Genomic DNA, 12,117 nt, shown 5'->3' with positions numbered 1-12,117 from the left:
TTTCACGTGAATCAAGCAGAAAACTTGGGCGCTGCTTCATCTTTCGCCGAGCGAACGTAGGTCAGCGGGCGACCGTCGCGGCCCTCGGTCGGCCATGCGATACCGAGGCGCGGATCGAAAGCGTCCATGTCCCTGTCGAATTCGGGGGAGTACTCCAGCGAGCACAGGTAGGTCACCGTGGAACGGTTCTCCAGCGAGAGGATGGCGTGGCCGAGGCCCTCGGACAGGAACACCGAGCGGCGCGAGACGTCATCGAGCAGCACGCTGTCCCATCGGCCGTAGGTGGGCGAGCCGGGCCGCAGGTCGACCACCACGTCGAGGAACGCACCGCGCACACAGGTCACATACTTGGCCTGACCGGGCGGATCGTCGGTGTAGTGGATCCCGCGCAGTACACCCGCCGCCGAGACCGAGGTGTTCACCTGGTGCAGCTCGAACGGGCGCCCGGTGGCCTTCTCGAACTCCGAGGCCTTGAACGACTCACAGAACATCCCGCGGTCGTCGCCGAGCAGGCGCGGCGTCACCACCCAGGCGCCGGGGATCGCCAGTTCACGAAACTCCATGCGTTACCAGTCTTTTCCGCGGTCGATCAGGTCGAGCAGGTAGCGGCCGTAGCCCGAGCGCACCATCGGTTCGGCGAGCTTGCACAGCTGTTCGTCGGAGATCAGCCCGCGTCGCCACGCCACTTCCTCCGGCACGCCGATCTTGAGGCCCTGACGTTCCTCGATGGTGCGCACGTAATTGGCGGCATCGAGCAGGGAGTCGAAGGTGCCGGTGTCGAGCCAGGCGGTGCCGCGGGCCAGCACGTCGACGCTGAGCCGGTTCTGCTCGAGGTAGGCGCGGTTGATGTCGGTGATCTCGTACTCCCCGCGTGCCGACGGGCGCAGCTCGCGGGCGATCTCGACCACGTCGTTGTCATAGAAGTAGAGACCGGGGATGGCGTAGTTCGAGCGCGGGACCTTCGGCTTCTCCTCGATGGAGACCGCGCGGCCCTGATCGAACTCCACCACGCCGTAGGCGGTCGGGTCCTTCACCCAGTAGGCGAATACCGCGCCGCCGTCGATGTCGTGGAAGCGTTCCAGGCTGGCGCCGAGACCGGGCCCGTGGAAGATGTTGTCACCGAGGACCAGCGCCGCCGGTTCGGAGCCGATGTGGTCGGCCCCGAGGACGAAGGCACGCGCGAGGCCGTCGGGTTCTGGCTGCACCACATAGCTGATCGCGACGCCGAACTGGCTGCCGTCGCCCAGCAGCCGGGAAAACGCGTCGGCGTCCTCCGGCGTGGTGATCACCAGAATGTCGTCGATCCCTGCCAGCATGAGGGTGGACAGCGGGTAGTAGACCATGGGTTTGTCGTAGACCGGGACGAGCTGCTTGCTCACCCCGCGCGTGATCGGGTGCAACCGTGAGCCGGTGCCGCCCGCCAAGATGATTCCGCGCATAGGTGGCAAGTCTGCCAGTCCCGTCCTCCGTGGAGACGGGGAGGTTCCGACACGTCGACGAATTGGTCACGAACGTTTCGTGACCTGGCGTGTCGGGCGATAACTGGTACAGACGTGGCGTTCATCTGATTATGTGAGCGTCGATGTGTGAAACATCACTGAGTTAGATGTCAGCGCCGACATCCGATCCGGGGGTTTACGCCTGGTCAGGGGTCGACGCGCCAGCTGTGAGGTAGGTGCGCGATGGTAACCACGAAGATCACCGGCGTGATGGGTGGGCTTGCGCCCGTGGCACCGATCAGCACCTCGAGTGGGCCGGAACCGAGCATCGTCGTCAACTCCGGCCGGACCAGCACCTCCTCGCGAGTCCTGATGGGCGCCTGCCTCGGCCTGATCGGACCGCTGCTGCGCACCGTGCCCATCAACCGGGCCACCATTCCGGTCGGCGCCGCCGCGGTCGACCTGCTCTCGCGGCTGCGGCCCGAACCGCACGGCATCGAACGCGAGCAGATCCAGCTCGGCGGGTTCCGGATGGAGATGGTGCGGCCCGCGGGCGGCTCACGCGCGCTGCGCCACGGCGCGGTGCTGTACATGCACGGCGGCGGATTCGCGGTCTGCGGGTTGCAGACCCACCGCGCGGTCGTGGCGGGGCTGGCCAGGCGCACCGGGCTGCCTGTCCTCAATGTCGAATACCGGCAGCTGCCCGGTGAATCGATCGACACCTCGATCGACGACTGTGTGCTCGCCTACCGCTGGCTGCTGCGTCACGGCGCCGATCCGTCACGCATTGTGTTCGCCGGAGATTCGGCCGGTGGGTTCCTGACCTTCGCGACCGCGCTGCGGGCTCGGGACATCGGGCTGCCGCTGCCCGCCGCCCTCGTCGGGCTGAGTCCGCTGCTCGATCTGGATTACCGGGCGAAGCAGGGGTATGTGAACGTCAGCCGGGATGCCTATATCCCGCTTTCTGGTCTGGAGGCGGTCGTGCGGCTCGGCGCCGAGCACGACGGTCCGCTCGATCCCGCGCTGTCGCCGGTGAATGCCGATCTGGCCGGGCTGCCGCCGGTCCTGCTCATCGCGGCCGAGGACGAACTGCTGCGCTACGACTGTGAACTGATGGTCCATCGGCTCACCGCGGCCGGCGTGCCCAACACTCTGGAGCTGTGGCGTGGGCAGGTGCACGCGTTCATGAGCATCCTGCCGAGCATGCCGGAGAGCCGGTCGGCGCTGGGCCGGGTGGCGAAGTTCGTGCGCGCCGCGGTGGAACCGGCCCAGCGCGCGCGGACGGCATAGACCACCGAACCGGCTCGGACGGTCCTGATCGCGATCGGCCGGACGAGCCGACTCGGGCCGGGGGGCCTGCGGTGTCGTAGGCCCCTGGGCCCCTGGTCGGGAAACGCCGAAGCGGCCCCGCTCGGATTACTCCGGGTGGGGCCGCTTCCTGCTGTCCTACGTGCCGAGAGCCTTACTTCTTGGCCGGGGGAACGAAGGGGGAGTTGATGATCCCGAAGTAGTTGACGACCTCGACAATCGCGACCGGGACGGTGATCGCGATGGTGCCGACAATGCCGAGGAAGGACGCACCCGCGGCAGCGCCGACGATGCAGCCGACGACCGGACCGGCACCGAGCAGGAAGGCAACCGGAGCCGAAGCCGCAGTGCCGAGAGCAGCGCCGCCGACGCAGCCGATGAGGCCGCCGATGACGGTGGTGGTCAGACCGGCCACGGTGGCGGCCAGACCGATGTTGTCCTTCATGCGGGAGTAGGCGGCCTTCTCGCGCTCGTACTCGTTCTTGAACTCGGCCTGGCCCTCGAAGGGCAGGGCAACCGGCTTGTAGACGGCGTGCTGCTCGTCGAGCTGCGGGGTCAGCGTCACGGTGCGGGCATCAGCGACCTGCGCGGCAACCGGGAACTCGTGGTCGAAAACCTGCGCGGCGAGCGGAATGCCTGCCATCACGGTGCCGTCGTTCGCCTTGACCGTCAGCTTGCCGTTCTCGGCGACGAGCGAACCGGAATCGGCGGTGAGCTTGACCGTGCCTGCCTTGTCGTCGATCTCGTAGGACAGGTTGACGGGCAGCGGAGCGGCGGCGGCCGGCTCGGCGTGGGCGGTGCCGGCGGCAACGCCCATGGCAGCGATCAGCAGCGCCGAAGTGGCGGCGAATTTCCTCATCAGCATTTTCGGTGAACCTCAAAGTTGGAGCGTGCGGAGGGGACTCGTAGATCAAAAGCGCTCGCAGCTAACCGGAGGTGAACCTGCTGTGACTGTTAGTTCAAGTTATGTTCACCATTGATACCCCGATGTCAGTGCGCCGATAGAAACCTGAGTGTTGAGCGGGGTTTTTCTCAGGAAAAACAACCCCGACTCTTAACCTACCCCGGGGTAGTGTGACGTAGATCACGGCATAAATATATGCCGCGTCACAAGTCGGAGTCGTTCTGACAACGCATAACGGTGGCGCTTCGGTCCCGAAGGCCTGCGGAATGCACGTATCGTTGACCGAGTGCGAGTGCTCGTAACCGGCGGGGCCGGGTTCATCGGTGCAAATTTCGTCCAGCAGACCGTGGCCACGCGCCCGGATGTCCAAGTGACCGTGCTCGACGCGCTCACTTACGCGGGCAACCGGGCGTCGCTGGACCCGGTCGCGGACCGGATCGAATTCGTGCACGGCGATATCGCCGATCTCGATCTGGTCGACAGCCTGGTCAGCGGGGTGGACGCGGTCGTGCATTTCGCGGCCGAATCCCACAATGACAACTCCCTGGCCGAGCCATGGCCGTTCGTGCAGACCAACATCATCGGCACCTACTCGCTGCTGCAAGCCGTGCGCCGCCACGATGTGCGCTACCACCACGTCTCCACCGACGAGGTGTACGGCGACCTCACCCCCGACGAGCCGGGTTTCACCGAATCCACCGCTTACAACCCGTCGAGCCCGTATTCGGCGACCAAAGCGGGCAGCGACATGCTGGTCCGCGCCTGGACCAGGTCTTTCGGTGTCCGCGCCACCCTGTCGAACTGCTCCAACAACTACGGCCCGTACCAGCACGTGGAGAAATTCATCCCCCGCCAGATCACCAATCTGATCGACGGTGTGCGCCCGCGTCTGTACGGCGCCGGTCATCAGGTGCGCGACTGGATTCACGTCGACGACCACAATCGCGCGGTCTGGAACATTCTCGAGCGCGGCCGCACGGGCCAGACTTATCTCATCGGCGCCCAGGGCGAACTCGATAATCTGACCGTCGTCCAGCTCATCCTGCAAGCGTTCGATCGCGAGCCCACCGACTTCGATCACGTGACGGACCGCCCCGGCCACGACCAGCGCTACGCCATCGACGCGAGCCTGCTGCGCGAGGAACTCGGCTGGTCACCGCGCTACGCGGACTTCCGGGCCGGCCTGGCCGACACCGTCGCTTGGTACCGCGACAACGAGAGCTGGTGGCGACCGAAAAAGGCCGATACCGAACGCGCTTACGCGGCCGCGGGCGAAAAGACGCTGTAATCCCCGCCGTCGTCTGGGGAATTATCCCCAGACGACGGTGTAATACGTTGCGGCAGTGGCGATCAACGCGAAGGTCGATGCGCAAGTGACAGTGATCGCCGTCCCTCGGGTCGGAATTACGCCCTCGGAGTTCGTCAGCCGCAGCGGCACGATCCGGGCGAGCACGGCCAGCCCCATGATCGCCAGCGGCACGAAATACCGGCCCTGCACACCGTCGATGAGATAGAAATCGACCGGCGTGAACGACATGTACAGCGTCACGTAGATCATCGCCACACTCGCGAGCACCGTCAGCGTCACGATCAGTATCCGACGGAAAGTGGCTGTGGCAGTACTCATTCGGTCGATGATGCCGAAACTCACCGCGAAGGCGAGCAGGCACGCCAGCATCGAGATCGCGGGCACGTCCACATACGCGAAACCGAGTTCACCGAAGAACTGGTTGAACCAGCGATGATCGCGCAGCGCGATGCTCTCGCCGAAGACGTGCACGAATTGCACGGGATCGCTGAGGATTCCCTTCAGCTGATCGCCGGGGCGCACCTGGCCCCACTGATGCGGCGGGCGCATCAGGCCCATGCCCTCGCCGGTCGGCGCCGCGATCTTCGTCCAAGCGAGAAAAAGTACTCCACCCGTCACCGCGAATGCCCACGGGACGAATTTCAGTTTCCCGGCGAAACCGAGGCGGTCGGCGGGCACCACCACAACGAGCATCGCCAGCAGCACATAGGTCGGCTTACTCAGCGGCAGCGCGATCGTGGCGGCGAGCAGCGCGGCGGTTTCCACCGGGCGCAATCGATCACCGACGAACAGTGCTTTCAGCAGCAGCGCCGAGACCATGATGGCGAGTGCGTTGGTGAGTGTGTCCGCGGTGACGGTGCCCGCCTGGAACAGCGCGATCGGCAGCACCGCGACGGTGAATACCAGCCACTGGCTACGCCGCTCGCGCAGCGCGTAGAGCCCGAATCCGACAACCGCCAGATAGGCCACCAGCCCGGCGAACCGGGACAGCAGATACATGCCACCGACGTTGAGGCCGAGCGCCTCGCCCAGCCGAATGCCAACGGCCGCAGGCACATACGGCACCGGCGAGTAGGCGGCCGTGTTGGTGAACCACATCTGCCGCGTCGCCGAGGTGATCTCGGCCGAGCCGAGCCGGTCGTAGGCACCGGGGTCGGCCACCATCGCGTCGGGCTCGTCGGGGTTGTCGTTGTAGTCGCGGAACGCGTAGCCCATCAGCGCGTCGACGCTGACCGGAATCTGCCCGCCGTAGGCCACACCACGATCGTCGACGATGCGCTGCGGGAACACTCCGCCGTGCGCGACCTGGTAGGCGCGGCCGAACTGGGTGATCTCGTCGTGGCCCCAGAAGGCGGGGGTGAGCACGGCGAATACGGCACCGAACACGGTCGCGACCATCGCGAACGCCACCGTCGCGGCGCCGAAGCGCCGGGTCAGCGCGCGCACCGGCGCCAGCGCCCGATCTTTACGCGCGGGGGTTTTACTGAGCTCGACAGTCGTCTCCGGCTCAGTAGTGGTGGTCACCGACGCTCTCCGGCCGCGACGTCCTCGCTCACCCCGGCGGCCGTGTAACGCAGGTAGACCAGCCGCGCCGTCTCATGGCGCGAGCGGCGGATGCCGTCGAGAATCACGCCCGCGGTCCAGGCGAGGCTGCCGAGCAGCAGCAGCGTGAAGGCCAGGAACAGCGTCGGGAACCGCGGCACCTCGTGGGTGTTGTAGAACTCGATCACGATCGGCACGGTGAGGATGACCGAGATCAGCCAGGACAGGGTGCCGAACAGGCCGTAGAACGCGACGGGGCGTTCGTGGCGGGCCAGGCCGAGGATCAGTGCGAGGATCTTGGTGCCGTCGCGGTAGGTGCGCAGTTTGGATTCGCTGCCCGCGGGGCGGTCGCGGAACCCGACCTGTACCGAGGTCCGCGGCACGCGCAGGTGCAGCGAATGCACGGTCAGTTCGGTCTCGATCTCGAATTCCCGCGACACGGCGGGGAAGCTCTTCACGAACCGGCGCGAGAACACCCGGAACCCGCTCAACATGTCTTCGACGTTCTCGCCGAAGACCTTGCCGACCACGCCGTTGAGCACCTTGTTGCCGGTCTCGTGACCGCTGCGGTAGGCGCTGGCATCGGCGTCGTCCTGCTTGCGCACGCCGAGAATGTGGTCGTAGGGGCCTTCGAGCAGCGTCTTGATCATCAGCGGAGCGGCCGACGCCTCGTAGGTGTCGTCGCCGTCGATCATCAGATAGACATCGGCTTCGATATCGGCGAAGGCGCGGCGCACCACATTGCCCTTGCCCTTGGTGTTCTCGTAGCGCACGATCGCCCCGGCCTCGCGGGCACATTCGGCGGTGCGGTCGGTGCTCAGATTGTCGTAGACATAGACGACGATCCCCGGCACGGCGGCTTTGAGGTCGGCGACGACCTTGGCGACCGCGGCCTCTTCATTGTGGCAGGGGACCACGGCGGCAATGCGAAGCTCGGTGGAGTCCACCCGGGTCAATCCTCGGAGTTAGGCAGCAGTGGGACACCGGGAGGCTACAGGATTATCGCCGGGCTGGTGCCCGGGTGTCCGCGGCCCTGAGGGGCCGCTGGTTAGCCACCGTCGCTTGCTCCTGCGGCACCTACGCAACGGTGTCTAACCGGCGAACCGGCCACTGCGTGGCCGACCCTCCCTGAGGGTCGGGGTGGTGGTTGGCTACCGTCAGGGCGTGTCGCAATCAGTTGAACCGCCTGCTGTGCCCTTGGTGTCCAGGGTGGTGGCGGGGTTGCGGCAAGGTGCGGCCTTCCTGGTTGTCGGGGCGATCGGGTTTCTCGTCGATGCCGGGACTTACAACCTGCTGGTGTTCTGGGGCGGTGGATTCGGCTTCTCCGAAGGTGTGCTCTATCACTCCCCGCTGGCCGCCAAGATCATCGCGATCGTGGTGGCGACGGTGGTTACCTACTTCGGGAACAAGTGGTGGACCTACTCCCATCGCAAGTCCGACAGCCCCGGTCGGGAATATCTTCTGTACGCGATAGTCAATGTGGCAGCGATCCTCCTGCAACTCGGCTGCCTCGGGTTTTCCCGTTATGTGCTCGATCTGTCGTCACCGCTGGCGGACAACATTTCCGCCACCGTTATCGGCCAGACCATGGCGGTCGTATTCCGCTATTGGGCCTACAGCAAATTCGTTTTCACCGGCTCATCGGCAAGCGATGAGCAACACGCGCGGAGTGCGGCAACACCTCACTGAGGACGCGAGGGTGTCGCGCGATTGATATCCTCGCCCCGCCCGCCGCGACGCGCACTTTTCCGTGACTCCCTGCGCCGGCGCAGTCGATACCGAGAATTTCGAGGACTTCATGGAGCAGTCGGCTACCAAAGCCGTGACCGAATCGAACGATCGGCGCGAGGCCGCGCCCGCATCGCTGCGGGGTGAACACTCAGCGCCCGAGCGGCTCGTGCTGGCCCGAGGCATCTTCACCGGGCCGTCGGCGCGGGTGAGCGACGACCTCTACGCCGTCGTCAAGGGGGGTGCCGCGGTCCGTGAGCGGCACTCGCTGCACCTGCCCAAGGGTGCGACCGCGCACACCAACACCTACTTCGGCCGGCTCGCCGCCAGTTACTGGCAGCGCTGGACCACCGTCACCGAGGTGTCGGTCGGCGCTCAGCTCGCGGTCGGCGGGAAAGCCAATGTGCGGCTGGTCGCTTCCGATATCGCCGGGCACCGCCGGATCATCGCCTCGCTGGTGGCGACCAGCAGCGGGTATGTCTCGCTCACCGCACCGCTGGATCAGTATGTCGACGGTGGCGCGCTGTGGCTCGAGTTCGATGCCGTCGGGGGCGAACTCGCGATCACCGAGCTCGCCTGGACCGCGCAGGCGCCCGAGAAGGTGCGCCCGGTCGCCATCGCGATCTGCACCTTCAACCGGGCCGAGGACTGCGCGCACACCGTCGCCGCGCTGGCGTCGGACGCGACCGTCCTGGCCGCGATCGATGCGGTGTACGTCGTCGACCAGGGCACCGACCTGGTCGAGGACCGTCCGCTGTTCCAGCAGGTCCGTCCCGATTTCGGCGACAAGCTGCGCTACATCCGCCAGCCCAACCTCGGCGGCGCGGGCGGCTTCACCCGTGGCCTGTACGAGGTGTCGGCGGCCAACGAGCACGCCGACGTCATCCTGATGGACGATGACATCCTCTGCGAGCCCGAGACCGTCCTGCGCCTGCAGGCGTTCGCCAACCTCACCGTCGAACCGACCCTGGTCGGCGCGCAGATGCTGTTCCTCCTCAACCCCGACTACCTCAATGTCGGCGCGGAGGAGGTGCACCTGCACGAGCTCAAGCACGGCCAGAAGGTGCCCAAGGCGCTGCGCAACACCTCCATGCTCAAGAAGAACCAGGAGCGCCGGGTCGACGCGGGCTACAACGCCTGGTGGACCTGCCTGATCCCGGCCGAGGTGGTCGCCAAGATCGGCCTGCCGGTGCCGATCTTCTTCCAGTGGGATGACGTCGAGTACGGCATCCGGGCGCGCGAGCACGGTTTCGTCACCGTCACGCTGCCCAACGCCGCCGTCTGGCACGCCGACTTCTACTGGAAGGACTACGACGACTGGGCGCGCTATTTCTCCACCCGTAACTCGCTCATCGTCGGCGCCCTGCACACCGATCTCGACGGCAAGGCGATCACGCGCGAGTTCTTCCGCTACATCGCCGAGCACCTCGTCGGCATGCAGTACGGCCTTGTGCACACCACCTTGCAGGGCATCGAGGACTTCATGAAGGGCCCGAAGGCGTTGCGCGACGGCGGTATCGACGCGCTGGCCGCCGCCCGCAGCACCCGCAACGACTACCCCGAAACCATCAAGCACCCCGCGGCAACCCCGCCGGTGAACTCCGCCGACATCTCCGTGCGCCGGGCCAGCGGCGAACCGAGCCGCGCCAACCTGGTGCTGATCAAGCGCGCGATCACCCAGTGGACCGGCCGCACCCAGCCCGGCCTCATCGGGGTCACCCGCGAGGACGCGCACTGGTGGCACATCGGCCTGTTCGACCACGTGGTGGTCACCGATGCTTCCCAGTCCGGCGTGCGAGTACGTCGTCGGGACAAGGCCCGTGCTCGTGCGCTGCTGATTCGCGCCTACCGCACGCTGCGCAAACTCCGCAAGGAACTGCCCGCGTTGCAGGCCGAATACCGCAGTGCCGTACCGGAACTCACGAGTCGAGAGAACTGGGCGCGCCTGTACGGGATCGACCCGAGCTGACCCGTTTCGTCCGAGATCATCAGGCACTGACGCAGTTCGGCCCTCGGCCGTTGTTCGCGTGAGTGCCTGATGATCGACTGTCCGGGTTCAGCGGCGGCCCCGTTCGTGGTAGTTCCGCCGCTGCTGTTTGCTGATATCGCGCCAGACGCGTTCGCGTTCGGCGGCCAGGCGTTTGTCGGTGCGGGCGGCCATCCACTCGTTTTCCTTGGCCAGCTTGCGATAGCTGGTCAGCCTGCGTTCGGTGATGGTGCCGTCGGCGAGGGCGGCCTGGACCGCGCAGCCGGGTTCGGTCTCGTGGGCGCAGTCGGCGAAACGGCAATCAGCGGCGAGGGATTCGATGTCGCTGAAGGTCTTGCCGATGCCGTCGGCGGCGTCGTAGAGGCCGATCCCGCGCAGGCCGGGGGTGTCGATGAGGGTGCCGCCGCCGGGGAGCGGCCGCAGTTCACGATGCACGGTGGTGTGCCGACCCTTGCCGTCCACCGCGCGAACGGCATTGGTGGCGAACACTTCTGCGCCGAGTAGTGCGTTGGCGAGGGTGGACTTGCCCGCCCCGGAAGGTCCGATCAGGGCGACCGTGCCGTCGAGCACGGCGGTGAGAACCTCGAGACCGACCGCGGCGGCGGCACTCACGGCGACAACCGTTGCGCCGGGCGCGACCGCACGCACTTCGTCGAGCGGAAGATAGTCCGCCGCATCGGCTTTCGTCAGCACCACAACGGGTTGAGCGTTGCTCTCCCACGCCAGCGCGAGCATCCGCTCGATCCGCCCCAGGTCGACATCGCCGTCGGCAGCCGAACAAATCAGCACGGTATCCACATTGGTGGCCAGCACCTGAGCCACCGAGCGCCCGGACACCGACGATCGCATGATCGCCGAGCGCCGGGGGAGCAGTTGCCGCACAGTACCTTCGGCATCGAGCCCGACCCAGTCGCCGGTACACAGTCCGGTGATGTCGCGCGGGCAGGAGGCTCGCGCAGGCCCGCTCGGCGTGACCACATCGCATTCGCTGCGGTCCATCCGAACGATGCGGGCAGGTGCGAGATCGCCGAGCAGCGGCAGATATTCAGCAGCTACGGCTTCGGTCCAGCCGTAAGGGACAAGCAGGTCGTAGTCGACCATGATGGGGAATCCTTCGTCGGGTGCCGAACCCGGACGACGGATTCAGCGAGCAGAGGTGATGTCCGGAGCAACCTGGGCAGGCGCACAATCACGCCGCCCGGCCACGGCAATCCACACGCGTGTACTCACGGACATCCACCTCCTCTCCAACGTTCGAACGCCAACTCTGCCCCACCACACCAACGCCCAGCAACCCATTTTCCGTGTGCTGTCCGGCGACGGCACTCCTGTCCCGTACTCAGGGGTTACGGCACGAAGACTTCGGTCGACTGGGGGATGTTGGGCTTGTCGGTGCGGACCGTGACCTGGACCCGACCGGGGCCGGTGTTCGCGATCACGTCCTGGACCGGGTAGGTGCTGGTGCTGGTGGCCGGGATGAAGCGGGTCACCGAGCCGGTGGCGCCGCTGTCCAGGTTCTTCCAGTCGATGACAACGTTCACATCGCACGCCAGTACGGTGGGTGCCCAGTTGCCGAGTGGGGAGAAGCCCTGCGAGACGCGCAGGGCGATGCTGTGGGTGGCGCCGGGGGCCACGCTCGGGGAATTGAGCGGTCCGTCGAACGCGGTGCCCGCCACGTTCAGGATGCCGACGCAGATGCCGTTGCCCAGGGTCGCCACCGGCGCGGTCCTGACTTCGTTCATCACGCAGGAGCGCGGGCCGACGTTGGACCAGCCGAGCTGGCAGGTGTCGTCCGCCTGAGCGGTGCCGGGTGCGGCGAGACAGAGCGCGGCGCCGGCGAGCACGGTCGCCGCGGCGGATGCGAAATTCTTTGCGAAGGTCACGTTTCGCATCGTAAGAC

Annotated in this window: 11 protein-coding genes; 4 read left to right on the top strand and 7 right to left on the bottom strand. The window is 66.4% G+C overall.

The features are described 5' to 3' along the window. Nucleotides 1–11: 11 nt before the first annotated feature. Both ACFWO8_RS09240 and rfbA read right to left on the bottom strand, forming a co-directional pair. Nucleotides 12–563 (bottom strand): dTDP-4-dehydrorhamnose 3,5-epimerase family protein, encoded by a 552-nt coding sequence (locus tag ACFWO8_RS09240; RefSeq protein WP_378946668.1) that lies wholly within the window; start codon nucleotides 561–563, stop codon nucleotides 12–14. Between the two features lie 3 nt (nucleotides 564–566). Then, a complete protein-coding gene (gene rfbA, locus ACFWO8_RS09235; RefSeq protein WP_378946665.1) occupies nucleotides 567–1,439 on the bottom strand; it encodes a glucose-1-phosphate thymidylyltransferase RfbA in 873 nt (290 codons plus the stop codon). Nucleotides 1,440–1,682: 243 nt separating this feature from the next. Here rfbA and ACFWO8_RS09230 point away from each other — a divergent pair, with 243 nt between their 5' ends. Beyond that, a complete protein-coding gene (locus ACFWO8_RS09230) occupies nucleotides 1,683–2,729 on the top strand; it encodes an alpha/beta hydrolase (protein ID WP_378946662.1) in 1,047 nt (348 codons plus the stop codon). A 172-nt stretch (nucleotides 2,730–2,901) separates the two neighbouring features. On the opposite strand, the gene ACFWO8_RS09225 is transcribed toward ACFWO8_RS09230, so the two are convergent. Further along, on the bottom strand, nucleotides 2,902–3,606 hold the full coding sequence (locus tag ACFWO8_RS09225) for a hypothetical protein (RefSeq protein ID WP_378946659.1): 705 nt from the start codon (nucleotides 3,604–3,606) through the stop codon (nucleotides 2,902–2,904). 331 nt (nucleotides 3,607–3,937) lie between these two features. On the opposite strand from ACFWO8_RS09225, the gene rfbB reads away from it, so the two are divergent. Then, nucleotides 3,938–4,939 (top strand): dTDP-glucose 4,6-dehydratase, encoded by a 1,002-nt coding sequence (gene rfbB, locus ACFWO8_RS09220; protein WP_378946656.1) that lies wholly within the window; start codon nucleotides 3,938–3,940, stop codon nucleotides 4,937–4,939. A gap of 21 nt (nucleotides 4,940–4,960) precedes the next feature. On the opposite strand, the gene ACFWO8_RS09215 is transcribed toward rfbB, so the two are convergent. Beyond that, nucleotides 4,961–6,484 carry a DUF2142 domain-containing protein gene (locus ACFWO8_RS09215; protein ID WP_378946651.1) on the bottom strand — a complete coding sequence of 508 codons (1,524 nt, stop codon included), beginning with the start codon at nucleotides 6,482–6,484 and terminating at the stop codon, nucleotides 4,961–4,963. Continuing rightward, on the bottom strand, nucleotides 6,481–7,449 hold the full coding sequence (locus ACFWO8_RS09210) for a glycosyltransferase family 2 protein (RefSeq protein ID WP_378946646.1): 969 nt from the start codon (nucleotides 7,447–7,449) through the stop codon (nucleotides 6,481–6,483). The genes ACFWO8_RS09215 and ACFWO8_RS09210 overlap by 4 nt, the downstream gene beginning before the upstream one ends. Nucleotides 7,450–7,645: 196 nt before the next feature. On the opposite strand from ACFWO8_RS09210, the gene ACFWO8_RS09205 reads away from it, so the two are divergent. Further along, nucleotides 7,646–8,191, top strand: coding sequence for a GtrA family protein (locus tag ACFWO8_RS09205; RefSeq protein ID WP_378946643.1), 546 nt, complete (start codon nucleotides 7,646–7,648; stop codon nucleotides 8,189–8,191). A 109-nt stretch (nucleotides 8,192–8,300) separates the two neighbouring features. Continuing rightward, nucleotides 8,301–10,199: a glycosyltransferase gene (locus tag ACFWO8_RS09200; protein WP_378946640.1), complete on the top strand. Its 1,899-nt coding sequence runs from the start codon at nucleotides 8,301–8,303 to the stop codon at nucleotides 10,197–10,199. An 87-nt stretch (nucleotides 10,200–10,286) separates the two neighbouring features. Here ACFWO8_RS09200 and rsgA read toward each other — a convergent pair whose 3' ends face one another. Next, nucleotides 10,287–11,318: a ribosome small subunit-dependent GTPase A gene (gene rsgA, locus ACFWO8_RS09195; protein WP_378946636.1), complete on the bottom strand. Its 1,032-nt coding sequence runs from the start codon at nucleotides 11,316–11,318 to the stop codon at nucleotides 10,287–10,289. Nucleotides 11,319–11,563: 245 nt separating this feature from the next. Then, on the bottom strand, nucleotides 11,564–12,100 hold the full coding sequence (locus ACFWO8_RS09190) for a hypothetical protein (protein WP_378946633.1): 537 nt from the start codon (nucleotides 12,098–12,100) through the stop codon (nucleotides 11,564–11,566). Between the last annotated feature and the right edge of the window lie 17 nt (nucleotides 12,101–12,117).

Source organism: Nocardia sp. NPDC058480, assembly GCF_042720495.1.
In the GTDB taxonomy this organism is placed as follows: Bacteria; Actinomycetota; Actinomycetes; order Mycobacteriales; family Mycobacteriaceae; genus Nocardia.
This window is presented reverse-complemented; position numbering and strand designations above follow the sequence as displayed.